Annotated in this window: 20 protein-coding genes and 1 pseudogene; 7 read left to right on the plus strand and 14 right to left on the minus strand. The window is 74.6% G+C overall.

Going from position 1 to position 25,417, the window contains the following annotated elements:
• Positions 1-3 precede the first annotated feature (3 nt).
• From OG625_RS06910 to OG625_RS06920, 3 genes are read left to right on the plus strand one after another with little or no spacing between them, the layout of a single operon-like run.
• Entirely contained in the window at positions 4-2,166 is a 2,163-nt protein-coding gene (locus OG625_RS06910; protein ID WP_329377351.1) for a VMAP-C domain-containing protein, read from the plus strand.
• Positions 2,163-3,119, plus strand: coding sequence for an AAA family ATPase (locus tag OG625_RS06915; RefSeq protein WP_329377353.1), 957 nt, complete (start codon positions 2,163-2,165; stop codon positions 3,117-3,119). The genes OG625_RS06910 and OG625_RS06915 overlap by 4 nt, the downstream gene beginning before the upstream one ends.
• Before the next feature lie 2 nt (positions 3,120-3,121).
• Positions 3,122-6,568 carry an SAV_2336 N-terminal domain-related protein gene (locus OG625_RS06920; RefSeq protein ID WP_329377354.1) on the plus strand — a complete coding sequence of 1,149 codons (3,447 nt, stop codon included), beginning with the start codon at positions 3,122-3,124 and terminating at the stop codon, positions 6,566-6,568.
• Here the strand turns inward: OG625_RS06920 and OG625_RS06925 are convergent.
• From OG625_RS06925 to OG625_RS06935, 3 genes are all read right to left on the minus strand, one after another.
• Positions 6,554-7,600 (minus strand): MBL fold metallo-hydrolase, encoded by a 1,047-nt coding sequence (locus OG625_RS06925; protein WP_329377357.1) that lies wholly within the window; start codon positions 7,598-7,600, stop codon positions 6,554-6,556. The genes OG625_RS06920 and OG625_RS06925 overlap by 15 nt on opposite strands.
• Before the next feature lie 467 nt (positions 7,601-8,067).
• On the minus strand, positions 8,068-9,285 hold the full coding sequence (locus OG625_RS06930) for an aminotransferase class I/II-fold pyridoxal phosphate-dependent enzyme (protein WP_329377359.1): 1,218 nt from the start codon (positions 9,283-9,285) through the stop codon (positions 8,068-8,070).
• A gap of 97 nt (positions 9,286-9,382) precedes the next feature.
• Complete coding sequence (locus OG625_RS06935; RefSeq protein ID WP_329377361.1) at positions 9,383-9,955, minus strand: TIGR03086 family metal-binding protein; 573 nt, start codon at positions 9,953-9,955, stop codon at positions 9,383-9,385.
• Between the two features lie 202 nt (positions 9,956-10,157).
• Here OG625_RS06935 and OG625_RS06940 point away from each other — a divergent pair, with 202 nt between their 5' ends.
• Positions 10,158-10,976: a class I SAM-dependent methyltransferase gene (locus OG625_RS06940; protein WP_329377363.1), complete on the plus strand. Its 819-nt coding sequence runs from the start codon at positions 10,158-10,160 to the stop codon at positions 10,974-10,976.
• 265 nt (positions 10,977-11,241) lie between these two features.
• Here OG625_RS06940 and OG625_RS06945 read toward each other — a convergent pair whose 3' ends face one another.
• The 3 genes from OG625_RS06945 to OG625_RS06955 form a co-directional block, all read right to left on the minus strand.
• A complete protein-coding gene (locus OG625_RS06945) occupies positions 11,242-13,224 on the minus strand; it encodes a DUF5107 domain-containing protein (protein WP_329377364.1) in 1,983 nt (660 codons plus the stop codon).
• Positions 13,225-13,315: 91 nt separating this feature from the next.
• Positions 13,316-14,215, minus strand: coding sequence for an arginase family protein (locus OG625_RS06950; RefSeq protein ID WP_329377366.1), 900 nt, complete (start codon positions 14,213-14,215; stop codon positions 13,316-13,318).
• 4 nt (positions 14,216-14,219) lie between these two features.
• Entirely contained in the window at positions 14,220-14,798 is a 579-nt protein-coding gene (locus tag OG625_RS06955; RefSeq protein ID WP_329377368.1) for a GNAT family N-acetyltransferase, read from the minus strand.
• Between the two features lie 34 nt (positions 14,799-14,832).
• Between OG625_RS06955 and OG625_RS06960 the strand changes: the two genes are divergently transcribed.
• On the plus strand, positions 14,833-15,588 hold the full coding sequence (locus OG625_RS06960; protein ID WP_329377370.1) for a hypothetical protein: 756 nt from the start codon (positions 14,833-14,835) through the stop codon (positions 15,586-15,588).
• Here OG625_RS06960 and OG625_RS06965 read toward each other — a convergent pair.
• The 5 genes from OG625_RS06965 to OG625_RS06985 all read right to left on the minus strand — a co-directional run bounded on the left by OG625_RS06965 (position 15,564) and on the right by OG625_RS06985 (position 20,689).
• A complete protein-coding gene (locus OG625_RS06965) occupies positions 15,564-15,728 on the minus strand; it encodes a hypothetical protein (protein WP_329377372.1) in 165 nt (54 codons plus the stop codon). The two genes, OG625_RS06960 and OG625_RS06965, sit on opposite strands and share 25 nt — an antisense overlap.
• Positions 15,729-15,829: 101 nt before the next feature.
• Positions 15,830-17,815 carry a prolyl oligopeptidase family serine peptidase gene (locus tag OG625_RS06970; RefSeq protein WP_329377374.1) on the minus strand — a complete coding sequence of 662 codons (1,986 nt, stop codon included), beginning with the start codon at positions 17,813-17,815 and terminating at the stop codon, positions 15,830-15,832.
• 13 nt (positions 17,816-17,828) lie between these two features.
• Positions 17,829-19,190 (minus strand): M20/M25/M40 family metallo-hydrolase, encoded by a 1,362-nt coding sequence (locus OG625_RS06975; protein WP_329377376.1) that lies wholly within the window; start codon positions 19,188-19,190, stop codon positions 17,829-17,831.
• A 1-nt stretch (position 19,191) separates the two neighbouring features.
• A complete protein-coding gene (locus OG625_RS06980) occupies positions 19,192-20,025 on the minus strand; it encodes a M55 family metallopeptidase (RefSeq protein WP_329377378.1) in 834 nt (277 codons plus the stop codon).
• A 220-nt stretch (positions 20,026-20,245) separates the two neighbouring features.
• Positions 20,246-20,689, minus strand: a complete 444-nt coding sequence (locus OG625_RS06985) for an SRPBCC family protein (protein ID WP_329377380.1) — start codon at positions 20,687-20,689, stop codon at positions 20,246-20,248.
• Positions 20,690-20,906: 217 nt separating this feature from the next.
• On the opposite strand from OG625_RS06985, the pseudogene OG625_RS06990 reads away from it, so the two are divergent.
• Positions 20,907-21,940 (plus strand): annotated as a pseudogene (locus tag OG625_RS06990) (Rv2578c family radical SAM protein).
• A 112-nt stretch (positions 21,941-22,052) separates the two neighbouring features.
• Positions 22,053-23,633 (plus strand): alpha/beta hydrolase, encoded by a 1,581-nt coding sequence (locus OG625_RS06995; RefSeq protein WP_329377382.1) that lies wholly within the window; start codon positions 22,053-22,055, stop codon positions 23,631-23,633.
• A 205-nt stretch (positions 23,634-23,838) separates the two neighbouring features.
• Here OG625_RS06995 and OG625_RS07000 read toward each other — a convergent pair whose 3' ends face one another.
• The 3 genes from OG625_RS07000 to OG625_RS07010 form a co-directional block, all read right to left on the minus strand.
• A complete protein-coding gene (locus OG625_RS07000) occupies positions 23,839-24,150 on the minus strand; it encodes a hypothetical protein (protein ID WP_329377384.1) in 312 nt (103 codons plus the stop codon).
• Positions 24,151-24,231: 81 nt separating this feature from the next.
• Positions 24,232-24,645, minus strand: coding sequence for a RidA family protein (locus OG625_RS07005; RefSeq protein WP_329377386.1), 414 nt, complete (start codon positions 24,643-24,645; stop codon positions 24,232-24,234).
• Positions 24,646-24,658: 13 nt separating this feature from the next.
• Positions 24,659-25,210, minus strand: coding sequence for an adenylosuccinate lyase (locus tag OG625_RS07010; RefSeq protein WP_329377388.1), 552 nt, complete (start codon positions 25,208-25,210; stop codon positions 24,659-24,661).
• Positions 25,211-25,417: the final 207 nt, after the last annotated feature.

Here is a 25,417-nt window from a genome sequence, read left to right on the forward strand (position 1 = left end):
CCGATGGGATGGTTCCGCCGTGAGGGCGGATCCGCGCCGGCGGACCCCCGCTACACGGTGGTGTCCGTGCTGCGGACGGACGGATCCACCACCGCCGGGGCGGGGGTGCCGCTCACCTCGGCCCACCTGCTCACCTGTGCCCACGTGGTCAACGACGCTTTGGGCAGGCCCCTGTTCGACAGCCGTACGCCCGGCGAGGCGCAGGTACCGGTGACCCTGCACACGCCGAACGGGAGCTACCGGTACGCGGCCCGCGTGGCGTACTGGGTGCCGCCCCGGCGCCGCGACGGCAACCCGCAGGTCCGGGAGCGGCAGGACCACGAGTGGCTGGGCGATCTCGCGGTGCTCATCGTCGAACGCCTGGTGGACCTGACCGCCCCGCCCCCGCCGTGGGCACCGATGACCGCCGGCCGCAAGCTGCGGGCCTGGCACGGCTCGGGGCTGAGCAGTTCGTTCGCCGACGTGCGGGTGACCTCCTTCGACGGGGTCATCGGCTACGTGGACGGCGACCCGACCGGCATGGCCGTCGGCCCCGCGTACAGCGGCGGTCCCCTGTGGTCGGCCGACGAGAGCGCGGTGGTGGGCATCGTCGCCGCCCACATCATGCCGCCCTCCGACTCCGCCACCGGGGCACCCCGGGCCTTCAGCAGCCAGCACATCAACCGGCGCAGCTGGTGCATTCCGTGGCAGCGCGTGCAGGAGGAGCTGCTGGCGGCGGGCGCGCACGAGCTGTTCGAGCGCCCGGCCGCCGATCCGGAGGACCCGGCCCTGCCCCTGCTGACCGAGCTGCTGGAGGCCGCGCTGCCCGGCGGCCAGAGCGCTCTGGCCGACACCGCGATCACGGTCGCGGAGCGGTGCGGCTACGCCTATCCCCGTGACGGGTCGGCGCCCGGCTACGAGGAGTACGCCGCGCTGCTCGTCGCCGAGCCCCGCGCGCTGGCCGCGCTGAGCGAGGTGCTGCGCCACAAGGAGCCGCGGATGACGCTGCGGCTGCTCGCGGCCGGCCGGCTCTCCCCCGTCCCGGTGCTGCTGTCGCCCCGGGAGTACCGGCGGCTGCGGGCGCTGCTGGACGGGCTGCCCGAGCGGATCCTGGCGCGGCTGCCGCAGGCGGTGCGGGAGGCGCTGCCGCTGGCGGCCGCGTTCCCCGAGTGGAGCACGGTCGGCGAGCTGCTGTTCCACCTCGAACGGCTGTCGGGCGACAGCCGGACGGACGATGCCGGGACGCGCGTGCCCGCCCTGTTGCGGGTGACGGAGTACGCAGCGGTGCTGTGTCCGCGGGCCACCCGGGCCAATCTGCGGCTGTGGTCGGACGGGGTGTCCGACCGGCTCGGCATCCCCCACTCGGCGCTCGCCGAGCGCCGCTCCGACGCCGAGGACTGGGCCCGCGTCCAGGAGGAGAGGACCACTCCGCTGCGGGTGCTGGTGCAGGTCAGCACCCTCGCCGGGCCGGACCGGTACCGGCTGCGGCTGTGGTGCGACGAGGGCTCGGGGCCCCGTCAGGTGTCCACGGACGGGAACGCCGTCTACAGCGGCGCGGCAGCGGCGCGGGAGCTGCTACGGACCCTGGAGGCGCTGTGCAGGGCCGATCCGGGTGAGCACCGGCCGCTGGTGGAGGCCCTGGTGGACCGGGCCGGGCTGAACCTGCCGATCGACGAGTGGGAGACGGCCGGGCCGGACGGGCTGGTGCCGGCGGTGCTCGGCGCGGAATACCAGCTGGTCGTCAACTGTCCGGAACTCCTGCGCCGCAACGAGCGTTTCCTCCCCGACTGGCGCCGCCGCTGGCGCCAGCTCGACACGGGCACGTCCTTGCTCATCACGGACACCGGGATGAGCCCCCGGGAGATCTACGGCACGCTGATGGACCGCTCGGACGCGGTCCGGGTCGCCGTGGACGTCCCGGCGGGGCTGCGGGACGAGATCGTGCAGGTGTGTCTCGCGGTCGGGGTGCCGGTGGTGGTGTGGGACCGGGCAGAGGAGAGCGAGTCGGGCGCCGTCACGCAGATGAGCGCCGTCACCACCCGGGAGCTGCCCGAGGGCGTGCGCTCGTACCGCGCCAAGACGGTGCACCGGCCCCGGGACTATCCCGGCCGTCCGGTCCTCGCCTGGGCGGACGCCGACCGGACCGTACCCCAGCTGTACCTCGCCGAGCCGCAGGAGGGCGCATGACCACGGAGCCGCACGCACCGGCCAGTTGGCGGATCTTCCGCGGCGACGGCGTCCCGCACGAGGCCGTCATGCCGCCGGCCCCGCCGTGGCGGCGCTTCAAGACCACCGAGGCACCCGCGCGTCCGCTGCCGTACCTGATCGCGCCCGAGCACGCCGACGTGGTCAACGCCGCGCTCCACCTGCGCAGGCCGCTGCTGGTCACCGGACCGGCCGGAACGGGCAAGTCCTCGCTGGCCCGGGCGGTCACGCACGAGCTGAGCCTGGGCAGACTGCTGCGCTGGCCGGTGAACAGCCGCTCCAGCGTGCAGGACGCGCTCTACCAGTACGACGCGATCGGCCGGCTGCGGGAGACGACGCTGCGCCGGGACCGGGGGGAGACCGAGCCGTCCGTCGGCAGTTTCGTCCGGCTCGGCCCGCTGGGCACGTCGCTGGTACCGGGTGAGCGGCCGCGGACCCTGCTGGTGGACGAGATGGACAAGGGCGACGTGGACCTGCCCAACGACCTGCTCACCGTGTTCGAGGAGGGGATCTTCGAGATCCCGGAACTGAGCCGGCTGCCCGACGGGATGGACCGGGTCGAGGTGCTCACCGCCGACCACCGGGGCACGGCGACCGTGGAACGCGGCCTGGTCCACTGCACGGAGTTCCCCGTCGTGGTCATCACCAGCAACGGCGAACGGGACTTCCCGCCGGCCTTCCTGCGGCGCTGCATCCGCCTCGACCTGCCCGTGCCGGACGAGAACCGGCTGCGTGCGATCGTCAACGCCCACCTGGGGGACGACGCCCTGCTGGAGATCGACGACCTGCTGTCGGCGTTCCTGCGCCGCCGGGCCCCCGGGGAGCTGGCCACCGACCAGCTGCTGAACGCCGTGTTCCTGCGGGCCGGCGGGGTGGACCTGGACGCCGACGGGCTGCTGGACGCGGTGTTGCACCAGCTCACCGGGGCCGGCTGAGCATGACGGGCGCGGACCGGGAGCAGCCCGGAGAGGAGCGGGCACGGCCTGGAGAGGAGCGGCCCGGGGAGGACCGGCTGGACGCGGTGCTCCGCGTCCTGGGGGCGGCCGGGCAGGACCTCAACGCGCAGACCGTGCTGGACGTCCTCTGGCTGGCCCGCTGCCTCTCCCTCGATCCCGTGGGGCTGCCCCTGGAAGCGGCCCGCCGCCCGCCCCGGGCCGCGCCCGCGCAGGAGGGCGAGGCCCCCGCGGAGCCGCCGGAGGCCGCCGAGGGGACCGAACTCCCCCTGCCCGACGAGGACCTGCCCGACCTGGCCCTGCCCGAACTGCACGCGGCTCCGGTGCCGCCCGCGCCGTCCTCGCAGGAACCGGCCGAGCGCCCCGGGGCCGGCCGCGCGGAGGAGCCGGAGCCCGGGATGCCGGTCCGGGTCCCGGAGGAGAAGGCCCTCGTACAGGAGCTGCTGGTGGGGCGCTCGCTGCGGCCCCTCAAGCGGAAGCGGCCCAGCCGGTGGCGCTTCGAGCTGGACGAGGGGGCCACGGCCGCCGCCCTCGCCGAGACCTGGCTGCCGGACGTGGTCATGCAGCCGGTGCGCGAGCGCTGGCTGAACCTCGCCCTGGTCGTGGACGACGGGGTCTCCATGCTGCTGTGGCAGCGCCTCGCCATCGAGCTGCAGGCCACCTTGCAGCGGCTCGGGGCCTTCCGGTCGCTGCGGGTGCACGGCCTGGACACCGGCGCCGCGTCCGGGCCGGTCCTGCGCGGCCGGCCCTTCGGCGCGGGCGGGGGCCCGCTGCCGCCGTCCTTGCTGGCGGACCCCTCCGGGCAGACGCTGGTGCTGGTGCTGAGCGACGGCATGGGCGCGGCGTGGCGGCAGGGCCGGATGCACGAGGTCCTGCGCAAGTGGGCCAAGTGCGGGCCGGTGGCCGTCCTGCACACTCTGCCGACCTCCCTGTGGGACGGCTCCGGCATCCAGGCGGACCACTGGCAGGTCACCACCCGGCGCCCGGGGGCCCCCAACACCCACTGGCTGGTCTCCGATCCGGTGCTGCCCGCCGAACTCGCCGGCTTCTCCGGGGTGCCCGTTCCCGTACTGGAGCCCACGGCGGAGTCGCTGCGGGACTGGGCCCGGCTGCTGACCTCCCCCGGCGCCACCATCGGGCTGCCGCTGCTGTCGCCGCCGAGGCGGCGGGCCCTGATCGCGCCGCCCCGGGAGGCGCGGGGCATCCAGCACTTCCGGGACGCGGCCTCCCCCGAGGCGTACCGGCTCGCGGCCCATCTGGCGGCGGTCAGCCCGGTGTCGGTCCCGGTGATGCGGCTCGTGCAGAACGCCGTGCCCTGGCAGGCGCGGACCGCCCATCTGGCCGAGGTCTTCCTCGGCGGGCTGATCCGGCCGGTGCCCGCCCCGGTCGCCACCGGCTGGCCGCTGCCGCCCCGGCACCGGGTGTTCCGGTTCACCCCCGAGGCCGAACGGGCCCTGCTCGACGCGGTGCCCAGCTCCGAGCTGCTCGCGACCGGCCGCCGGATCGGCCGGCGCATCGAGCAACTGGCGGGCCGCTCCCCCGACTTCCCCGCCTGGCTGGCGCACCCGGACGGCGCGGACACCGTGCCGTCCGCCTTCCGCTCCTTCACCGCGGTGGAGCGGCGGCTGCTGGCTCGGTTCGGTGTCAGCATGGACTCCCTGCCGGCGCCGGCCCGGCTGCTGGAGTCACGGCCGCGGGCGGCGCAGCGCTGGGATCCGCTGACGCCCCAGGACCCGCAGCAGCTGGGTCCGTACCGGCTGAGCGGCCGCCGGCTGGGCGAGCGCAGCATCGTCTACCGGGGGCACGACACCCGGGGCACCGAGGTGGCGATCCGGATGATCCGCCCGGAAATGCCCTCGTACGTCTCCCAGTTGCTCGGCGTCGAGGCCGAGGCGCTGCGGCGGATGAACGGCCGGTACGCTCCGACGCTGTTGGCGACGCGGCTGCGGGACGACCCGCCGTGGATCGCGATGCAGATGGTCACCACGCCCGGCGCGGCGGACCTCGCGCTTCCCGCACTCGGTGATCTGCTGGAGGCGACCGCCGGTTCGGGCCGGCTCCCCTTCGACCTCCTCACCAGCCTCACCCTCGGCTGGCACCTGGCGTCCGCGCTGAGCATCTGCCACACCAACGGGCTGGTGCCGGCCGCGCTGACCGGGGATTCCGTGGTGGTCCTGCAGCGTTCGGTGGTGCTGACGGGGCTGGCGGACTGCGCGCTCGACGGGGAGTACGCCGGGACCGGGCCGGTGCCGGAACAGGCGGACTCCGTCCAGGCCCTCGGCGAGCTGCTGCGGCAGATCAGCAGCAGGTCGTTCAGCGGCGCCCGCACCCTGTCCGAGCGGATGGAGCTGTGGCAGGGCGAGTCCTGGCAGCCGCTGCGCACGATGGTCACGCGGTGCCTGTCGCCGGACCCGGCGGAGCGCCCGTCCGCGCCCGAGGTGGCCGAACTGCTGGCCAGGTACGTGGCGCTGGCCCGGGGCGGCCCGCAGCACGGGGTGCGCCCCTCGGGAGGCTCCGGCCCGGCCGCCGAACGGCCGCCGCTGGAGCCCCGGTTGCGCGGGGTGCCGCCGGCGCTGAACGAGCTGCGGATCGGGCGCCGCCCGGTGTGGTCGGCCACCCGCATGACCGAGCGGGCCGAGTTCCACCGGCTGCTGGCGGGGCTGCGGCGGCCGCTCGGGCAGAGCCTGCGGGTCACCGTGGCCGGCGTGTCGCCCGGTTCGGGCCGGGCCACGACCGCCATGACGCTGGGGACCCTGCTGTCCGTGGTGCGCGGCGAGCCGGTGCTGGCCCTGGACGGGGCGCCGACGGCCGGGGACCTGAACGCCCACCTGACACTCCGCAACCCGGCGACGCTGGGCGAGCTGGCGGCACTGGCGCAGGACGCCTCGTACGAGGAGATCCGGCGGCTCACCACCCGCACCCCGGGCGGGCTGGAGGTGGTGGCCCACTCGGCCGCGTACAAGGCTCCGAGTCCCAGCCACTTCGACGAGTACCGGCGGGTCCTCTCGATGGCCGCGCGCCACTACCCGGTGGTGCTGACGGACTGGGCGGAGGGCCGGATCAGTGCGCGCGGGGAGGCTGTGCTGGCGCTGACCGACCGGCTCGTCCTGTGCTGCACGAACGCGCTCCACGCCACGGAGGCGGTCGAGCGGCAGCTGGCCGAGCTGCGCCGGGCGGGATGGGAGTCCCTCGCCGACCGTGCGGTGGTCGTGGCCACCGCGCTCGGCGGATCGGGCGCAGTGCTGTCCGCCCAGGGCGTCCGCGCCCACCTGCCCACGGCCGGGCCGATGGTCTTCGTACCGTACGACCTGCACCTGTCGGGCATCGCCGAGCGGAACCTGGCCCGGCTGCGGCCCCGGACGGCGGAGGCGTACGCGAACCTGGCCGACCTGCTCTTCGCGGGCGCGGTGGGGGTTTCAGGGTCCGGGTAGCTCCTCGCCGAGGGTGCGGGACCCGCCGATGGGGAGGTCCCAGAGGTGCTCGCGGGGCAGGCCCGCACGGGCCCAGGCGGTCCGGGCGCGGTGCAGGGGCTCCATGACCGGTTCGGCGGAGAGGACGAAGGTGGCCCAGTGCATGGGGGCCATCCGGCGGGCTCCGAGGTCGAGGCAGGCCCGTACGGCCTCCTCCGGGTCGGCGTGGACGTCGCTGAGCCACCAGCGCGGGGCGTAGGCCCCGATCGGCAGCAGGGCGAGGTCGATGCCGGGATGGCGGCGGCCGATCTCGCCGAACCAGTGCCCGTAGCCGGTGTCTCCCGCGAAGTAGAGCTTCCGCGGGGCGCGGCTCTGGGTGTCGGTGAGGATCCAGCCGCCCCACAGGGAGCGGCAGGTGTCGATCAGGGACCGCTTCGACCAGTGGTGGGCGGGGACGAACTCGAAGCGTACGCCCCCCAGTTCGGCCGACTCCCACCAGTCGAGCTCGGTGACGCGGGTGAAGCCCCGGCGGCGGAACCAGCGGGCGAGGCCCGCCGGGACGAAGCAGGCCGTGCGCCGGGGCAGCCGCTTGATGGTGGGGGCGTCGAGGTGGTCGTAGTGGTTGTGGCTGATCACCACGGCGTCGACCGGCGGCAGCTCCTCCCAGCGCACGCCGACGGGTGTCATCCGGGACGGGGTGCCGAGGATGCGGCGCGACCAGACGGGGTCGGTCAGCACGGTCAGCCCGCCGGTCCGCAGCACCCAGCTGGCGTGCCCGGCCCAGGTGACGGAGACCGTGCCGGGTGCCGCCGCGGGCAGCGGGGCGGGTGCGTAGGGCAGGTCGGGGATGCCGCGCAGCCCGTCGGGGCCGGGCCGGAAGGCACCCTCGCGGGCGAGCCGGGCGAAGGCGCGCATGCCGGGGAGCGGGGTGGTGAGCCGGTCCGCGAAGGAACCGGGCCAGCGCCGGTGCTCCCCGAGTGGCCGGGGGCGGGCGGGCGGTCCGTCGGGGGCCTTCGGCGCGCCTGCCGGGGCGCCCGCCAGGGGGTCTGCCACGACTCCTGCCGGGGCCCCTGCCTGCAGGGCGGCCGGACGGCCGGACGGGGCTCCCGCCCGAGGCGCCGCCGGAGGCCCGGACGGGGCTCCCGCCCGAGGCGCCGCCGGAGGCCCGGACGGGGCTCCCGCCCGAGGCGCGGTCGGAGGGCCGGACGGGGCTCCCGCCCGAGGCGCGGTCGGAGGGTTGGCTGCCAAGACTCCCGCCGGGCTTCCCGCCTGGGGTCCTGCCGGGGCCCCTGCCTGCGGGACGGCCGGAGGGCCGGTCGGGGCCCCTGTCAGGGGCGTGGGCGGCGCGGGGCGTTGGGCCGTGGTGGGGTGTGCCGGCGCCGGGGCGGAAGGTGCGGCGGGGGCGGGGGCGTCCGTCCGGTCCCTCATCGGGAAGTCTCCGTTCACCGGGTCGCGTCGGGCGGGGCGGTCAGGGCGGTCGGGCCGGTCGGTCAGGGCGGTCGGGCCGGGCCGAAGGGGTGTCAGGCCAGTCCCGCCAGGGCCGATCCGAGGAGGTCCAGGGAGCGCCGTACGTGCGGCAGCGCGAGCGGATCGCGGGCGGTGAGCGCGGCCAGCCGCTCCTCGGGGGTGGCGCCGAGCAGCGGGCCCGTCGACAACCGCACGCGCAGCGCGCCCAGTTCGTCCGCGAACCGCTGCCCGCCCGGCGTGGGCGCGCCGAGCCGGGCGCCGAGCCAGTCCTCCAGCTCCATGGCGTCGCCGACCCCGCGCCGGGCGAGGCCGGCCCGCAGCGGGGAGAGGTCCGCGTAGAGGTGGCGGCCTGCCTCCGGGGGCCGGACCAGCGCCCCGGCCTCCAGCAGCACGCGGTGCGCGGCGGCGGCGACGGCTCCGTGCAGGGTGGCCGCCGCGTAGGAGCGTGCGGCGACCGCGTCGGGTTCGTCGAGGGCGTGCGCGGCGGCCCCCGCGACGGGGCCCGCGACGAGGGCGCCGGTGGCGGTGAGCACGTCGAGGGTGCGGGCGCGCAGCCAGGTGCCGCGCGGGGTGTCGGGGAAGCGGAGTACGGCCGCCGGCCAGCCGGCGGGCAGCAGCGCTCCGGACAGGTCGACGAGGACGGCCGCCTGGTCGGGGAGCATCTCGGCGGGGCTGAGCACCAGGGTCTCGTGCGGCCGGTGCACGGTGTCGCGCCAGCTCTCGTCGCTGACGACGAACAGCCCGGCCTCCTCTGCGGCCTCGCAGGCCTCGCGCAGCATCTCGGGCGGCGGGACGGTGGCGGTCGGGTCGTCGGCGACCGACAGCAGCAGCACCCGCGGGTCACCGCCCTCCGCGCGCACCCGCCGTACGGTCTCCAGCAGCGCGTACGGGTCGGGTACGCCGCCGCACTCGGCCGGGGTCGGTACGTGGTAGGCCCGCCGTCCCAGCAGCCGGACCTGCGGGGTCCACCAGGCGGGACAGGGCCGGGGCAGCATCACGTCGCCGCCGAAGGCTCCGAGCAGGGCGAGCAGCAGGGCCGGGGCGCCGGGGCCGGCGGCCACGCTCGAAGGGGCGGTGGCGAGCCCGCGCCGCCCCCAGTGCCGGCAGGCGGCCTCGCGTACGGGTTCCCCGCCGCCGGGGGGTTCGGGGGCGGAGCGCCCGGCGGCCGCGGCGAGTACGGCGAGGAGCTCGGGCAGCACGGGGAGGCCCGGCTGGGGCGCGGGTGGGCCGTACCTGACCGGACCACGGCCTTCCGGCGCCGTGCGCTGCATCCCCTCCACCGTTTCCCGCCTTCCGCGCCGACACCGCCCGCCTCACCCGACGCTGCCCTTTATACGATTATTCGGACGAAGCCGCCCGTTATGGGAGTCAGCCCTTCCTCCCCAGCAGCGCCAGCAGCCGGGTCTGCGCGTTCGCCCCCGCCGGAACCTCCAGCGGCTCTGCGTACATGCCGCTGGCGGCGAGCGAGTCGGCGTACGGCATGACCTCCTTGATGGAGAACTCGACGAGGTTGTCCGGGAGCCGGTCGTCGGCGCCGATGCCCCGGCAGAGGTCCCAGGTGTGCACGACGCAGTCGGCGGTCAGTTCGGAGCAGTACGCCGTTCCGAGCGCGGGCCCGTACGAGAGCCGCACGGTCCGGTCCAGCGCCCCGGGCGCGGCGAAGGCCGCGTGCGCGGCGGCGGAGGCGGCGTCCCAAGCCGCGTGGGGGTCCTCGCCGAGCACGTCCCCGGAGAAGGCGTCGCCGAGCTCCTCGACGGTGCGGCCGTCGGTGACCATGGGCGGGATCCAGAGCTGCTCCCCGGTGACGTGGTTGACCAGCGCCCGCACGTCCCACTCGGTGCAGGGGGTGGACGCGCCCCACTGGTCGTCCTTGACGGCGCGCAGCCGCTCACCGAAGAGCCGAAGCGCCTGGGCGTGCAGTTCGAGCAGCGTCTCGGGCATGGCCCTCACCGCCTTCCACCATGGGGATCTCCCGCACTTTCCCGTACGCGGCCCACTGTCCTCGCCCCCGCATTCCCCTGCCACCGGCACGGCCGACCCCCTTGCACGGCAAGGCTCCTGTCCACATGTCAAAACACCCATCTCACATAACGGCATGATCCTTTACGGTGGGAGCAACGCTTCGACGAGGAGGACTCCCGCGATGAACGCCACGCACGAGACGGCCGTCTACACGCACGGCCACCACGAGTCGGTCCTGCGCTCACACCGCTGGCGCACAGCCGAGAACTCGGCCGCGTACCTGATCGGCGAGCTGCGGCCGGGCATGTCCGTACTGGACGTGGGCTGCGGGCCGGGCACGATCACCGCCGACCTGGCGGAGCTGGTCGCGCCGGGCGGCCGCGTCACGGCGGTCGACGCGGCCGAGGACGTCGTCGAGCAGGCCCGCGCGTACGCGGCGGAACGCGGGGTGACGGGGGTGGAATTCGGTACGGCGGACGTCCACGCGCTCGGCTTCCCGGACGACACCTTCGACGTGGTCCACGCCCACCAGGTGCTGCAGCACGTGGGCGACCCGGTGCGGGCGCTGCGCGAGATGCGGCGGGTGTGCAGGCCGGGCGGGATCGTGGCGGCGCGGGACGCGGACTACGCGGCGATGACCTGGTACCCGGCGGCGCCGGGCCTGGACACCTGGCAGAGCCTGTACCAGCGGGTGGCCCGCGCCAACGGCGGCGAACCGGACGCGGGGCGCCGGCTGCGGGCGTGGGCGCGGGCGGCGGGCTTCACGGACGTGACGTCCAGTGCGACCACGTGGGTCTTCGCCACGCCGGAGGAGACGGCGTGGTGGTCGTCCCTGTGGGCGGACCGGACGACGGCCTCGTCGTACGCGACGCTCGCCACCGAGGGCGGGCACGCCACGCCCGAGGCCCTGTCGTCCATCGCCGCCGCGTGGCGCGGCTGGGGTGCGGACGCGGATGCGTGGTTCTCGGTCCTGAACGGCGAGATCCTCTGTCGAGCCTGACCCTGCGGGCTGCGCCCCTCAAAGTCACCGCGGCCCCACTGCTGGGGCTCCGCCCCAGACCCTCCCCCAGACTTCGTCCGGGGGGACCCCCACTCCTCAAACGCCGGAGGGGCTGAAATTGCCCTGCGGGCAATCCACACAGCCCCTCCGGCCTTGAGCCGCGTCGAGCAGCCGGCATCAGCCAAAATCCAGCCTCGCCGGCGTTTGAGGCGCGGGGTCTGGGGCGGAGCCCCAGTAGCGGGGCCGCAGGCCAGCCCCCGGCCCCCTACCGCGGCGGCCGCATGCGGAAGTCGTACGCGGCCGGCAGCGGGCAGTTCGTGAGCATCGACCAGACCTCCGCCAGGGTCTCCTCACCCTCCCGCAGGTCCGCCACCGTGAAGCCCTCGTCGAAGACGCGCCGGGCCGCGCCCACATGCCCCTCCGCCGCAAGCAGCCGCGCCGCGAGCAGCCGGAAGCGCCCCTGTTCCCGCAGGGCCGGCCGCAGCCGGTCCCAGACGGCACGGGCCCCCGCCAGGCGGCCCACCGCGAGCAGCGCCGCCATCGCCTCGCGCCCCAGCGCGGACTCCGCGGCCGTCCACGCCTCGCCGCCCCGGCTCTCCGCGAGCAGATCCTCGAAGGCCGCCGCGTACCCGTCGGCGGCCCGTTCCGCCGCGCCGGCCAGCGCGTCCGACGCCGCGAGGCAGCGCAGCAGCGGCCACCTCGACGGCGCCAGCGCCAGCCCGCGCTCCCAACTGCGTACCGCCTGCGCCACGTCCCCCGCGTGCCACTGCGCCACGCCCAGGTGGTACTCCGTCAGCGGATCCGCCGGCGCGGTCTCCAGCATGTCCCGCCAGTGCGTGCCGACCAGGCTCGGCCCCGGCGGCGCCACCCGCCGCGGCGCGGGGAACACCCCTGTGCGCCACAGCTCCGCCCACGGAGCCTGCGCCTCGCCCAGCCCGGCTTCCTCGAAGGGGGTGCCGGGCAGTCGGAAGCCCCCGCACATCACTTCCAGCGCGCCCCAGCCGGAGCCGGCCGCCAGCCGCTCCCCCGGTTCCGAGTCCGCGCACTCGCGCCACGCCTTGTACGCCGCGTCCACGCGCTCGACCGGCAGCGCCCGGGCCAGCGCCCGCTCGGCCGCGCCCCGCGCCGTCGCCCAGTCCGCCCCGTGCACGGCCCCCGGCTCCGCCGCCAGCGGCCCGTACGCCTCCAGCCAGCTGAACTCCGCCCCGCCCTCCAGCCGTACGTGCTCCAGCTGGGTCCGGGCCAGCCCCGCCTGGATCTCCGCGTACCCGCCCGTGCCGGGCTCGGTCAGCCACTCCTGCCAGCGCCGCCCGCCCCGGCCCGCGCCCCACACGAAGAGCTTGCGGCCGCGCAGCCGCCCGGTGGAGGTCTGCGCCAGCCCGTACCCCTCGGCGTCCAGTGAGGCGATCCAGGGCCGGGCCCCGTCCTCGACCTCGTAGAAGAAGTCGGCCGGGTACTCGCTGCGCAGCGGGTACGTGCGGTCCGCGCCCTCCCACTCCGGTACGGGGATCCGCCGCAGCGAGCGCTCGTATCCGAAGTGCCAGGCCTCGTCGGCGGGGGCGAGGACCCGGGTGCCAGGGTCCTCGGGGACGGCGATGTTGGACCACCAGTAGACGGGCGCCGGCCGCTCGTGCGGATTGCGCACGCGGACGCCCACGTACAGGTACTCCGAGTTCTCGGGCAGCCACAGGTCCACCTGGAACGGCAGGTCGCGCAGCCGTTCCCACTCCCACAGCCTGACCATCACTCCCCCGTCGGGGGCGGGTACGAGCGCGGCGTGCAGCGGCTCGCAGGAGAGGGTGGTGTGGCCGGTGGCGCCGATGTTCCACTCGATGCCACCGGAGAACCAGGCTCCGTTCAGGGCGAAGTTCGCGGGCTGGAACACCGGGTTGTGGTACAGGAGTTCCCGGCCGGTCGGCAGGTGCACGAGCGAGTGGATCCGCCCGCCGAGCCCCGGGAGCACGGTGACCCGCAGGTGTTCGTTCTCGATGACGACCGACTCGAACTCCGCCTCCTGCCGCTCCCGTTGGTACCCGTCCCGGATCCGGACGGGCAGCAGCGAGCGCAGCGGCTCGTACCCGAGCTGCCGCGCCATGTCGCGCGGCATCCCCTCCCGCGAGCGCCCGTCGAGACCCGCCTTCTCGAAAACGTGCACCTCGTCGGCGGTGCGCAGGGCGGGCAGCGGGTTGTCGGGTCCCAACGGGGCTGCGGGAAGGGTCAGTACGGCGCGTCGGACGGTGGTGGCCATGAGGGAAATGGAACACGCCACGGAGGCCGATGCACAGTGGTTCCGCGCATCACCACCGGTCAGGATTACGCAAAGGCTCCCCGCAGGTGGCCTACGCGAAGGCGCCCGCCACCAGATCGGCCAGCAGCGCGCCCGCACGCCCGTCCGGATCCAGATCCGGGTCGTAGACGGTGACGTTCATCCCCACGCAGCGCGGCGAGCGCACCAACACCCCGAGCAGCTCGGAGAGTTCGTCCGGAATCAGGCCGCCGGGATCGGGGCTGTCCACGGCCGGCATGACGCCCGGGTCCAGTACGTCGGCGTCCAGATGCACCCAGAAGCCGTCGGTGACCGGCGGGTGCAGTCCCTCCAGGGCCATCCGCGCCACCGGCCCGGCGCCCCGCTCGCGGATCGCCCCGACGGTGACCGCGTGAATCCCGGCCGCCCGCAGCTCGGTGAGGTCCGGGTCCCCGTCCCGCAGCCCGAAGAGCCGTACGTCCTCGTCCCGCAGGTACGGGGACCGCCCTTCCAGGTCGGCGAGATCGGCCTGGCCGCGCCCGGTGGAGAGGGCGAGCTCCTCGCCGGCGGCCGCGCCCACGGGCCCGTTCACGGCCTCGTTGCCCGGGTGGCGGAAGTCGGCGGAGCCGTCGATCGCCGCCAGTCCGTACCGCCCGAGCCTGCGCATCGCGAGGGCGGCGCCCAGCTGGATCGAGCAGTCTCCGCCGAGTACGACGGGGAACTCCCCCTCGCTCAGGTGCCGTTCGATGCGGTCGGCGAGGGTGAGGGTGTACGCGGCCAGGGCCTCGGCGTGGAACACGCCGTCGCCCTCCGCCCAGTCGCCGCGGTCGTAGCGCGGCGGGACCACCACCCCGCCCTCGCGCGCGCCGAGCCGGGCGAGGAGGCCCTGTTCGCGCAGGGCTCCGGCGAGCTTGTAGACGCCGGGCACGGTACCGGGCGCGGGCGGGCGCAGGCCGAGGTTGGACGGGGCATCGAGGAGCACGAGGGTTCGCATGCCCTCATCCTGTGCGATGCGCCCCCTCGGGGCTCCGCATTTCGGCCGTGACGGCCCAGCGCTCGTGGTCGCGCCAGGCGCCGTTCACGTACAGGAAGTCCGGGGAGAGTCCCTCCAGTCGGAAGCCCGCGCCGCGGACGAGGGCGATCGAGGCGGTGTTGCCCGGCTGGACGTTGGCCTCCAGCCGGTGCAGCCCGAGCCCCTGCTCGGACTCCGGGGCGAAGGCGTGCGCGAGGACCAGCCCGAGGGCCTCCCGCATGAGCCCGCGCCCGGCGGCGTGGGCGAAGGCGCCGTAGCCGAGGGCCCCGCACCGGAAGGCCCCGCGGACGATGTTGTTGACGTTGACGAAGCCCGCTACGGCCCCGGTCTCCCGCTCGCACACGAGGAACCCGGCGCGGCCCTCGCCCTCGATCAGCCGGGCCGCGTAGGGCTCGTACTCCTCGATGGTGGCGGGCGGGAACAGCCACGGGTGGTGGAGCTCCCGGCTCTCGTGCGCCCGCGCGGTGAACTCGGGCCCGTCGGCGAGCCGGAAGGGCCGAAGGCCCACGTGGGCGCCTTCGCGGAGGTAGGGGGAAAAGATCACGGGCCCAGGCTACTTGTATGGCACCATCACCGGCGTGACCACGGATGATCTCGATACGACGCTCCGCTCGGCGGCCCTGAACAACGCCGGATTCTGCGATGCGGTCTGCAGGGCGCACGGCCTGCCCGCCGACTTCGACGGCGAGTACTACTGGCTCAGCACCAGCCGGACCCCTCCGCTGTACCCCGACGCAGTGACCCTGAGCCCGGAGACCGAAGCCCCGAGCCTGCTGCAGTGGATGGACACGGACAGCCCGGGCTGCTCGGTGAAGGACAGCTTCGCCAATCTCGACCTGGAGGGGGACGGCTTCGAGGTCCTCTTCGACGCGCAGTGGATCCACCGCCCGGCCGGGGCCCCGGCCGACGGAGCCTCCGGGCTGGAGTGGAGCGCGGTCGCCGACGACGGCGAGCTGGAGGTTTGGGAGGCCGCTTGGGACGGCGAGGAGAGCACCGGACTCTTCCGTCCGGAACTGCTCGGCGAGGGCATGGACATCGTCTTCCTGGCGGCCCGCCGGGACGGCCGGATCGTCGCCGGAGCGGTCCTCAACCGGGCCGGGGGCGTCGTCGGCGTGTCCAACCTGTTCGCCCACGACGAGGCCGACACCGACGCCGCCTGGACCGGCGCCCTCACCGCGGCCGCCGCCCGCTGGCCGGAGCTCGACGTGGTCGGCTACGAGTCCGGCGACGACCTGGACGCCGCCCTGCGGCACGGCTTCACCGCGATCGGCCCGCTGCGGGTCTGGCTGCGCACCAGCGACAAGACCCGCTACTTGCGCCGCCGCGAGAAGTAGACCCCGCACAGCCCGCCCAGCACCGCGGCGATCAGCAGCGCGGCGTACAGGCCCCTCGTCACCTGCGGGATCAGCAGCCTGATCTTGGTCGACGCGGTGTTCTCGAAGATGAACACCAGGGTGAGCGCCGCGAGCACCATGATGCCGGTGCGGCCGGGGGTGAGCCGCCCCGGCTCTTGGAGCCGCCCTTGGAGGTGCGCGAGGTCATGGCCCCATGATCCGGCCGGGGCGGGCCCGGGGCTCAGTCGTGCAGGGCCAGACGGGGAATGTCCGCGCGGTCGATTCCGAACACCTGCGCGTACAGCGACAGCTCCGCCTCCAGCGCCCGGACCATCGTCTCGGCCCGCCGGAAGCCGTGGCCCTCGCCCGCGAAGGCCACGTAGGCGTGCGGTACCGACCGGCCGCGCATCGCGGTGAGCAGCCGCTCGGCCTGGGCGGGCGGGCAGACCGGGTCGTCGAGCCCCTGGAGCAGGACGAACGGGGCGGTGATCCGGTCCGCGCGGGCCACCGGCGAGCGGTCCCGGCACAGCACGGCGAGGGTCTGGGGCGGCCCGGCCAGGCCGTCGATGTAGCGGGACTCCAGGTCGTGGGTCTCCTCGGCGAAGCCGATCAGGTCCAGTACGGGGTAGATGATCGCGGCGCAGGCGTAGAGGTCGGTGGCGGCCAGCGAGGCGGCCGCCGTCCAGCCGCCCGCGCTGGCGCCGCGGATGGCGAGCCGCTCCGGGTCGGCGGTGCCCTCGGCGGCCAGCGCCCTGGCCACGGCCGCGCAGTCCTCCACGTCGACCACGCCCCACTGCTCGCGCAGCCGCTCGCGGTAGGCGCGGCCGTAGCCGGTGGAGCCGCCGTAGTTCACCTCGACGACGCCGATGCCGCGCGAGGTGAAGTAGGCGATGTGCAGGTCCAGTACGGGCGGTACGTGGTCGGTGGGTCCGCCGTGCGCCCACACGACGTACGGGGGCAGTTCGTCGGCGGCGGCCCGTACGGCCGGGTGGTGCGGCGGGTAGACGTGCGCGTGGATCTCCCGGTTGTCGGGGCCGAGGAAGGTGCGGCTCTGCGGCTCCGGGTAGTAGGCCGGGTCCACCGGGTCCGTCGCCCGGGCCCCCACCACCCGGGCGTGCCCGGTGGCGGTGTCCAGCTCCACGACCTCGTACGCGCTGCGCGGGCTGGCGGCGACCCCGTAGACCCGGGTGCCGCTCACGGCGAGGGTGGGCTGCCAGGCCGTCCACGGTCCGGCCGCGTCCACGAGGTCCCCGCTGTCCGGGTCCAGGACGCCGAGCACGGAGGAGCCCTGGCCGTGCAGCACGGCGACGAGCCCGTCGGGCAGTGCGGCGGTCCAGCGCAGCCCGGGCTTCCACAGTGGGCCGCCGAACTCCTCTTCGCGGGGGCACAGGTTGACCGCCCCGCCGCTCTCGGGGTCCACGCGGTACGGGTTCCACCAGCCGCCGCGGTCGCTCACCGCGAGGAGGGTTCCACCGACCGTCCACTCGACCTGCGCGACGGCCTCCTCGGGGCCGCCAAGCACGGTCCGGACCCGTACGAGGGCGTCCCCCTCGATCCCGGCCAGCTTCAGCTCGGTGCCGTCCCAGGGCATCCGGGGGTGGTCCCAGGCCAGCCAGGCCGCCTGGAGGCCGTCCGGGGAGATCCGGGGCCCGGTGCTGAACCGGTGCCGGTCGTCCGTCAACTCCCGCACTGCGGACCTGTCTTCGGCGGCCGATCCGTCGAGCGGTACGGCGGCCAGGACGCGGCGCACATCGGTGGGGGCGGGCCCGGTGAACTCCTCCAGCACGCACCAGACCTCACCTCCGCGCAGCACGGGGTCGGCCCAGCGCAGTCCGCCGCCCACGGTGGACACGGGGGTGAGGGGGCGCGGTCCGGGGCCACCGGGCGCGTCGGGTTCGTACGCGTAGAGCCGCTGGTCGGCGAAGTGGGCGAAGACCAACAGGGGGCCGCCCGACTCCCGTTCGGCCCCTGCCCAGGGCAGGCCGCCGTACTCGGTGACCCTGCTGCGCACGTTCCACGGGGCGGGCAGCTCCGTGATCTCGGGGCCCTCGTCGGCGATGCGGCGGCGCACGAGGGTCCGGCGGCCGGCCTCCCGGGGCCGGGGCTCGGTCCACCACACCTCGGGACCGACCGCGCCGAGGTACTCGGGCCGCCCGTCGAGGGAGGCGGCGAGTGCGGCGTCGATGGGTGAGGGCCAGCTCCCGTAGGGCCGGGTCGGCACCGCCATCACCGGGCCCTGCTCACAGGGTCCGCAGCGCGTGGTCGAGGACGCGGACGCCGAAGTGCAGGGCGTCGACGGGGACCCGCTCGTCCACGCCGTGGAAGAGGGCCCAGTAGTCGAAGCCGGGCGGCAGTTTCAGGGGGGAGAAGCCGTAGCCGGTGATGCCGAGGCGGGAGAACTGCTTGGCGTCGGTGCCGCCCGCCATGCAGAAGGGCACCACGTGCCCGTCCGGGTCGAAGCGCTCGACGGACTCGCGCAGGATCGCGTAGGTCCGTCCGTCCACGGGAGCCTGGAGGGCCGCCTCCCGGTGGTGGAACTCCCACCGCACGTCGGGTCCGGTGAGCTCGTTCAGGGTGGCGATGAAATCGGCCTCGCCGCCGGGCACCATCCGGCCGTCCACGTAGGCGGTGGCCTCGCCGGGGATCACGTTCAGCTTGTAACCGGCGCTGAGCATGGTCGGGTTGGCGCTGTTGCGGACCGTCGCGTCGACGAGGGCGGCAGCCGGGCCGAGCTTGCCGAGGACCTCGTCGAGGTCGAAGCCGGGCCCGCGCGGGTTCACCGACAGGCCCTGGAGGGCGGCGAGTTCGGTGATGCAGGCGGCGACGGTGTCGGTGAGCCGGACCGGCCACTCGTACGCGCCGATCCGCGCCACGGCGGCGGCGAGCCGGCTGACGGCGTTGGCCCGGTTGGGCTTGGATCCGTGGCCGGCGGTGCCGTGCGCGGTCAACTTCAGCCAGGCCGTGCCCCGTTCACCGGCGGCGATCGGGTAGATGGCCTGGCCGGGGCGGGGGTGCACGGTGAAGGCGCCGGATTCGCTGATGCCCTCCGTGCAGCCCTCGAAGAGGTGGGCGTGCTCGTCGGCGAGGAATCCAGCGCCGTCGACGGCGCTGTCCTCCTCGTCGGCGGTGTAGGCGATCACGATGTCCCGGCGCGGTTTCACTCCGGCGCGCGCCCAGGCCCGTACGACGGCCAGCACCATCGCGTCCGTGTTCTTCATGTCGACGGCGCCGCGCCCCCACACCACTCCGTCGCGGACCTCGCCGGAGAAGGGGTCCACGCTCCAGTCGGCGGCCTCGGCGGGGACCACGTCGAGGTGTCCGTGGACGAGGAGGGCCTCGGCGGAGGGGTCGGTGCCCTCGATCCGGGCGACGACGTTGGTGCGGCCCGGGGTCCGCTCCAGCAGCACCGGCTGCAGGCCGGCGGCGGCGAGCCGCTCGGCGACGTACTCGGCGGCGGGGCGCTCGCGGCAGTCACCGCCGCCCCGGTTGGTGGTGTCGATGCGGATGAGGCCGGAAGTGAACTCGACGGCCTCGGAGAGGGCGGTGTCGTCGACGGCGCTGCCGAGGTCGGCGGTCACGTCCCCACTGTTGATTGTGCGCATGTCAGCCATACTGCTCCTCCACCGCCGCCGAGACGACCGTCGTGACCGCCTTGAAGGTGCGGATCCCCTCGTACATCGTCTCGCTGGTGTACGCGACCCTGCGCTCCCCGGACCGCTCCGCGCCCGGTACCACCGTGGCGGCCATGGCCAGGTGCTCGGCGTCGAACTCCAGCTCCACCGTGTACGGCCCGCCCGGCGCGGGATCGCGGCGGCCGGCCAGGGCGGTGGCCTCCTTGGCGGCGGCCCGGATGTCGGCGGCCGTGCGGGCGGGGGTCCGGCAGACGGCGGCGTAGCGCGAGACGTGGTCCTTGACGGCGACGGTCACCGCGTCCGGGGCATAGCCGGCGGCGTCCGCGCAGGTCAGGTCGTCCCCGGTGACGAGGATGACGGGGACTCCGTACTCGGCGACCACGTGCGCGTTGAGCAGCCCCTCGCTCGCACGGATCCCGTTGAGCCAGACCCCGGTGATGGAGTTGGCGAGGTAGGTGTGGGCGAGCACGCCCTCGGAGCCGGCGCCCGTGTGGTAGCCGACGAAGGCGATGCCGTCGATGTCGCCGTGCTGGACGCCCTCGACCATGGAGAGGGACTTGTGGCGGCCGGTGAGCATCTCGGCGCGGGCGTCGAGCCGCTCCAGGAGCAGGTTGCGCATGGTCCAGTGCGCCTCGTTGATGACGACCTGTTCGGCGCCACCGTCGTAGAAGCCGAGGACGGCGGCGTTCACGTCGGAGGTGAAAAGAACCCGGCAGCGCTCCCACTGCGGTGTACCGGGCAGCACGTCGGCGGGCCAGGTGACGCCGGTGGCGCCTTCCATGTCGGCGGAGATGAGGATCTTCATCGGGCCCCCGGGCGGTCGGTGTCGCGCAGGGCCCCACCCTAGCCCTCGGGGCCCCTGGGAGCCCGGGGCCACGCCCGGGTTCCGGCGGCCCTCGGCCGGTGCTGGGGCGCGGCTGGATCCGGGCCGCGAAATCCACCCGATCCGGTGAGCCGCCGCGCCGCCCGCGCGGGCGCCCCGGCCGGGCCGGAACCTCACCGACCGGGCCGGGCAACGGCCGTGCTCAGGCCTCGACTTCGGCGGCCAGGTTGGCCAGCAGGGTGTCGTAGATGCGGCCGAGGCCCTTGGGCGCGAAGGTGCGCTCGAAGAAGCCGCCGATCCCGCCGGCGCCGTTCCACACGGTGGAGACGACGGCCTTGGACTTGCCCTCACCGGCCGGGGTGACCAGCCAGGTGGTGACCATGGAGGAGTTGCGGTCCTTCTCCACCAGCTGACCGTCGGTGGGCTCGGTGACCTCCAGCAGGCAGTCCCGTACGCGCTTGCTGGTGGCCTGGAGCTTCCAGTGCACCAGGGTGCCCTCGCCGTCGCCGCCCTCGTGCACCTCGTACTCGCTGAAGTGCTCGGGCAGCAGCTTGCTCCGGGTCCCGGTGTAGTCCGCCAGCGCGTCGAACACGGTCTCCGCGTCGGCCGCGATGATCCGCTCCGTGGTGGCCTCGACCTGCGCCATAGCTGTTCCTCCAGAGTTGTGACCGCTCGTCACGGCGAAGCCAACCATCTCCGGGGCGGGAGCCCAAATCCGGGTCGGACGTGACGGCGGACGCGGACGAGCAGGGTGCCTCCGGGGAGTTCCTCCGGGCGCCTCTCGCTGCCGAGGCACCCGATCCGCACGATCATGGGAACGTTTGTTCTATTCTCGGCTCGATCCAGTACCGAGGGAGGCGCCCATGCGCTGGAACAACCTGACCGACGGCCCGACGACCGGACCCGCCGCACTGTTCGGGGCCGACGCCGTCGTCACGCGCACCTTCGACACCCCCGAGTTCCGGGGAATCACCTTCCACGAGGTCCGGGCCCGTTCGATCGTCAACCGGGTGCCCGGCGCCTCCCGAATGCCGTTCGAATGGACCGTCAACCCCTACAGGGGCTGCTCGCACGCCTGCGTGTACTGCTTCGCCCGCAAGACGCACGGCTACCTGGACCTCGACACCGGCCTCGGCTTCGACTCGCAGATCGTCGTCAAGACCAACGCCCCCGAACTGCTGCGCCGCGAGCTCGGCTCGCGGCGCCGGCCCGTCGCGCACATCGCCATGGGCACCAACGTGGACTGTTACCAGCGCGCCGAGGGCCGCTACCGGCTGATGCCCGGGATCATCGAGGCGCTGCGCGACCACGCCAACCCCTTCTCGATCCTCACCAAGGGCACGCTGATCCTGCGCGACCTCCCCCTCCTCCGGGAGGCCGCCGAGGTCACCGAGGTCGGGATCTCGGTCTCCGTCGGCTTCACCGACACCGCGCTCTGGCGGACCGTCGAGCCCGGCACCCCCTCCCCGCGAGCCGGCTCGCGGCCGTCCGGGCCCTCACCGACGCCGGGATCGAGTGCGGCGTGCTGATGGCCCCGGTGATCCCCTTCCTCGGGGACGCTCCGGAGCAGCTGCGGGAGACCGTCAGGGCCGTCGCCGAGTCCGGCGCGACCTCCGTGACACCCCTCGTACTCCATCTGCGGCCCGGGGCGCGCGAGTGGTTCACGTCCTGGCTGGGCGCGCACCACCCGCACCTCGTCGCCCGGTACGAGCGGATGTACGCGGGCGGGTCGTACGCGCCCACCTGGTACCAGCGGCAGATCACCCGTCAAGTCCACGAACTCGCCGCCGAATTCGGCATCGGGCCAGCCCGGCGCGGCGCCGCGCGCGCGGTCCTCGTACCGGAACGGCCCGCCGGGCCCTCACCCGCCGGGGCGACCCAGCTGACGCTCCTCTGAACTCGGACGGCCCCCGAAGGCTCATCACATCGGGCCAATCAGCAGGCCAATCCCGCTTTCCAGCCGCGGTTTCCGGGACGATTCCGCCCAGAACCCCTGGCTGGGAGGCCCCATGCTGCACCCCCTGAAGAAGCGCGCCGCAGTGCTGATGTCGATCTCCACCGCGGTCGTCGCCGCCGCCCTGGCGAGCCCGGTCACGGCCGCGCCCGCCGCGCCGTCGTCCGAGCGCGTGGCGCAGGCCGCCGCCCTGCGCTGGACCGGCTGCGCGACCTCGCGCTACCCGACGCTGCAGTGCGCCTCCCTCAAGGTCCCGCTCGACCACGACCGGCCCGGGGGGCGGCAGATCTCCCTCGCCCTGACCCGGGTCCCGCACACCGCCGCCACCTCCCAGGGCCCGCTGCTGGTCAACCCCGGCGGCCCGGGCGGCAGCGGTCGCGGCCTGGCCGGCTTCGTTGCCGCAGCCCTGCCCAAGGACGTGGCCGCCCAGTACGACGTGATCGGCTTCGACCCGCGTGGCGTCGGCAAGAGCGAGCCCGCGCTCGACTGCGGGGCCGGCCACTTCGCCCCGGTGCGCCCCGACTCCGTACCGCGTGACGCGGCCACCGAGCGGGCCAACCTGGAGCGGGTCCGCTCCTTCACCGTGTCCTGCCGGGACAAGCACGCGGACGTGCTCCCGCACATCGGCACCGTTTCGGCCGCGCGCGACATCGAGGTGCTGCGCGGTGCGCTCGGCGCGGAGCGGATCAGTTACTTCGGCTACTCGTACGGCACCTACCTGGGCGCCGTGTACGCCAAACTGCACCCCACCCGCGTGCACCGGCTGGTCATGGACTCCGTGGTCGACCCGAGCGGGGTCTGGTACCAGGACAACCTCGCCCAGGACCAGGCCTTCGACGCCCGCCACAAGGCCTTCCTGGCCTGGGTGGCCCAGCACGACGCCACCTACCGGCTCGGCACCGACCCGACGCGGGTCGAGGAGCGCTGGTACGAGATGCGCGACGCGGTGCGCAAGACCCCGGCGGGCGGCAAGGTCGGCCCGTCCGAGCTGGAGGACACCTTCATGCCGGGCGGCTACTACAACGGCTACTGGCCGAACCTCGCGGCGGCCTTCGCCGCGTACGCGGTGGACAAGGACGCGAAGCCGCTGGTGGCGGCGTACGAGCGGTTCGGCGCGGTGGAGCCCTCCGCGGGCAACGCGTACAGCGTGTACACGGCGGTGCAGTGCCGGGACTCGGCGTGGCCGCGGGACTGGAACGTGTGGCGCGCGGACATGTGGCGCACGCACGCCAAGGCGCCGTTCATGACCTGGAACAACGCCTGGTACAACGCCCCCTGCGCCTTCTGGCCGACGGCGCCGCTCCAGGCGCCGGACGTGACCAACGCGGCGCTCCCGCCCGCCCTCCTGCTCCAGGCGACGGAGGACGCGGCGACTCCCTTCGGCGGGGTGCTCAGCATGCGGGACAAGCTGAAGGGCGCGGCCCTGGTGGTCGAGGAGGGCGGCGGCAACCACGGCATCTCGCTGGCCGGCAACAAGTGCCTGGACGAGAAGGTGGCGGCGTACCTGAAGACGGGCGCGGCCTCGGACGCCACCTGCCCGGCCCAGCCGGCCCCGACCCCGGCCGCGGCGACCCGCGCCGTCTCCCCTTCGGCGGGCGGCGCGGCCCTGCACGGCCTGCTGGGCTTCCGGGGCTAGGCCGCGCCTTTCGGACCGGGCCGGGGTCGGGGGTTGCCGGCCCGGCCGGGTCCGGGCGCGCGCCGGGGCGTCTCCTCGGGCGTCGAACGTGTCGAGGGGTCGGAGGGCCGAGCGCGGTTGCGTTCGACGCCCTGCGGGGACGCCCCGACACACACCCGGCCCCGGCCGAGCCGGCGGGGAGTGGTCCGAGGCGGCGGACACGGCTCTAGGAGGCGCCGGACGTGTTGCCCCGGTCGGCTCGCAGAAAGCGCACCAGCCGGGTGATGCCGTAGCCGAGGAGCCAGGGCAGCAGGGTGATGGCCTCCCACTCCCAGCTGTCCAGGGGCAGCACCATCGACACCCCCAGGACCCCGACCGGCAGGACGGGCAGCAGCCACGACCACAGCCGCGGCCACAGGCCCGGCCTGCGGGCGCACCACACGCCCATGCCGGCCATCAGGAACGGACCGAACGGAACCCAGAACACGACCGGGATGAAGAACACCACCCACCACTCGTCCGAATACCCGAACATCATCGGCGTCCCCCTGACGTCGTCCCGTCCCTGACGAGTTCCTCCCCCGCCGAACACCGTTTGAACCTGTTCAGTTGAACTGGTTCAGTCCGGCAGGACCGCGAAGGCCTCGATCTCCAGGAGCAGTTCGGGCCGGAACAGGGCGGCGACCTGCACGGCCGACGAGGCCGGCAGCCGGTCGGCGGGGATGACGGCGTCGCGCGCCTCCCGGACCGCCGGGAGGTGGGCGACATCCGTCACGAAGTACGTCAGCTTCACCACGTCCTCGAAGCCGGCGCCGGCGGCGGCCAGGCAACGGCGCAGGTTCTCGAAGACCTGGCGGGCCTGCGCGGCCGGGTCGCCCTCTCCGACGATCTCGCCCTTCTCGTCGAAGGCGCACTGCCCGGAGACGGCGATGAAGCGTCCGGTGCCCCAGACGACGTGGCTGTAGCCGGTTCCCGGGCTGACGCCCTCCGGCGCCGGTATACGGGTGAGGTGGGATGCGTTCGATTCGCTCATGGGCTGGATCTTGTCAGCCGAGCGCGCGCAGCGCCCCCGTCGCCGCCACCGCGAGGCGGGGGTGGGACTGGGCGCGGGTGAGGAGTTCGCGGGCGCGGGGGTCGGCGAGGGCGCCGAGGCCCTCGACGCAGGCGAGGGCCACCCGCCAGTAGGGGTCGTGCGGGGACAGCAGCCGGGAGAGGGTCGCCATCAGCGCGGGGGCCGATTCCGGGGCGCGCAGGGCCGTGAGCAGCCGGACGGGCTGCAGGGCGTAGGCCGTGCGCAGCGTGTTGGTGGCGAGGGCGGCGGCCGCGCGGGCGGTGCGCGGGTCGTCGAGGACGGCCAGCGCCTCGGCGGCGGCGGCGCAGCGGGGCGGGTCGCGGTGGTTGAGCAGCAGTACCAGGGACTCGAAGGCACGGCGGTCGCCGGCGAGACCGAGGCGGTACGCGGCCAGCTCGCGGGCCCACAGGGGCAGTCCGGCCGAGGTCAGGGAGGCGGCCAAGGCGTCGGGGCCGGCCGTGAGCAGGACCTCGTACTCCGGTGACTGTCCGGCTTCCGCGCGCAGGCGCTCCAGTACGTCGTTCACCCGGCCACCCTAGGGGCGTGCGGCGGCCGCCACGCCGGGTTCCGGAAGACCTGGTCGAGCGCCGGTTGATCGATGATCGATGATCGGTACATTTGGGCGGTACAGGTCACATCTCCGCGCTCTGGCGCAGCAGTTACCGCCGGGTTAATGTCCTTCCATACGTACGGGGCCGGCCTGGTGACGCAGCCGCCTCGTGCCAGTCGGTTC

It is taken from the genome of Streptomyces sp. NBC_01351, assembly GCF_036237315.1.
Taxonomy (GTDB): Bacteria; Actinomycetota; Actinomycetes; order Streptomycetales; family Streptomycetaceae; genus Streptomyces.

What these genes read in the sequence shown, in the direction of transcription:
- OG625_RS06910 (WP_329377351.1), top strand. Translation starts at nt 4, where the DNA reads ATGGGATGGTTCCGCCGTGAGGGCGGATCCGCGCCGGCGGACCCCCGC.
- OG625_RS06915 (WP_329377353.1), top strand. Translation starts at nt 2,163, where the DNA reads ATGACCACGGAGCCGCACGCACCGGCCAGTTGGCGGATCTTCCGCGGC.
- OG625_RS06920 (WP_329377354.1), top strand. Translation starts at nt 3,122, where the DNA reads ATGACGGGCGCGGACCGGGAGCAGCCCGGAGAGGAGCGGGCACGGCCT.
- OG625_RS06930 (WP_329377359.1), bottom strand. Translation starts at nt 9,285, where the DNA reads ATGCAGCGCACGGCGCCGGAAGGCCGTGGTCCGGTCAGGTACGGCCCA.
- OG625_RS06935 (WP_329377361.1), bottom strand. Translation starts at nt 9,955, where the DNA reads ATGCCCGAGACGCTGCTCGAACTGCACGCCCAGGCGCTTCGGCTCTTC.
- OG625_RS06940 (WP_329377363.1), top strand. Translation starts at nt 10,158, where the DNA reads ATGAACGCCACGCACGAGACGGCCGTCTACACGCACGGCCACCACGAG.
- OG625_RS06945 (WP_329377364.1), bottom strand. Translation starts at nt 13,224, where the DNA reads ATGGCCACCACCGTCCGACGCGCCGTACTGACCCTTCCCGCAGCCCCG.
- OG625_RS06950 (WP_329377366.1), bottom strand. Translation starts at nt 14,215, where the DNA reads ATGCGAACCCTCGTGCTCCTCGATGCCCCGTCCAACCTCGGCCTGCGC.
- OG625_RS06965 (WP_329377372.1), bottom strand. Translation starts at nt 15,728, where the DNA reads ATGGTGCTCGCGGCGCTCACCCTGGTGTTCATCTTCGAGAACACCGCG.
- OG625_RS06970 (WP_329377374.1), bottom strand. Translation starts at nt 17,815, where the DNA reads ATGGCGGTGCCGACCCGGCCCTACGGGAGCTGGCCCTCACCCATCGAC.
- OG625_RS06975 (WP_329377376.1), bottom strand. Translation starts at nt 19,190, where the DNA reads ATGCGCACAATCAACAGTGGGGACGTGACCGCCGACCTCGGCAGCGCC.
- OG625_RS06980 (WP_329377378.1), bottom strand. Translation starts at nt 20,025, where the DNA reads ATGAAGATCCTCATCTCCGCCGACATGGAAGGCGCCACCGGCGTCACC.
- OG625_RS06985 (WP_329377380.1), bottom strand. Translation starts at nt 20,689, where the DNA reads ATGGCGCAGGTCGAGGCCACCACGGAGCGGATCATCGCGGCCGACGCG.
- OG625_RS06995 (WP_329377382.1), top strand. Translation starts at nt 22,053, where the DNA reads ATGCTGCACCCCCTGAAGAAGCGCGCCGCAGTGCTGATGTCGATCTCC.
- OG625_RS07000 (WP_329377384.1), bottom strand. Translation starts at nt 24,150, where the DNA reads ATGATGTTCGGGTATTCGGACGAGTGGTGGGTGGTGTTCTTCATCCCG.
- OG625_RS07005 (WP_329377386.1), bottom strand. Translation starts at nt 24,645, where the DNA reads ATGAGCGAATCGAACGCATCCCACCTCACCCGTATACCGGCGCCGGAG.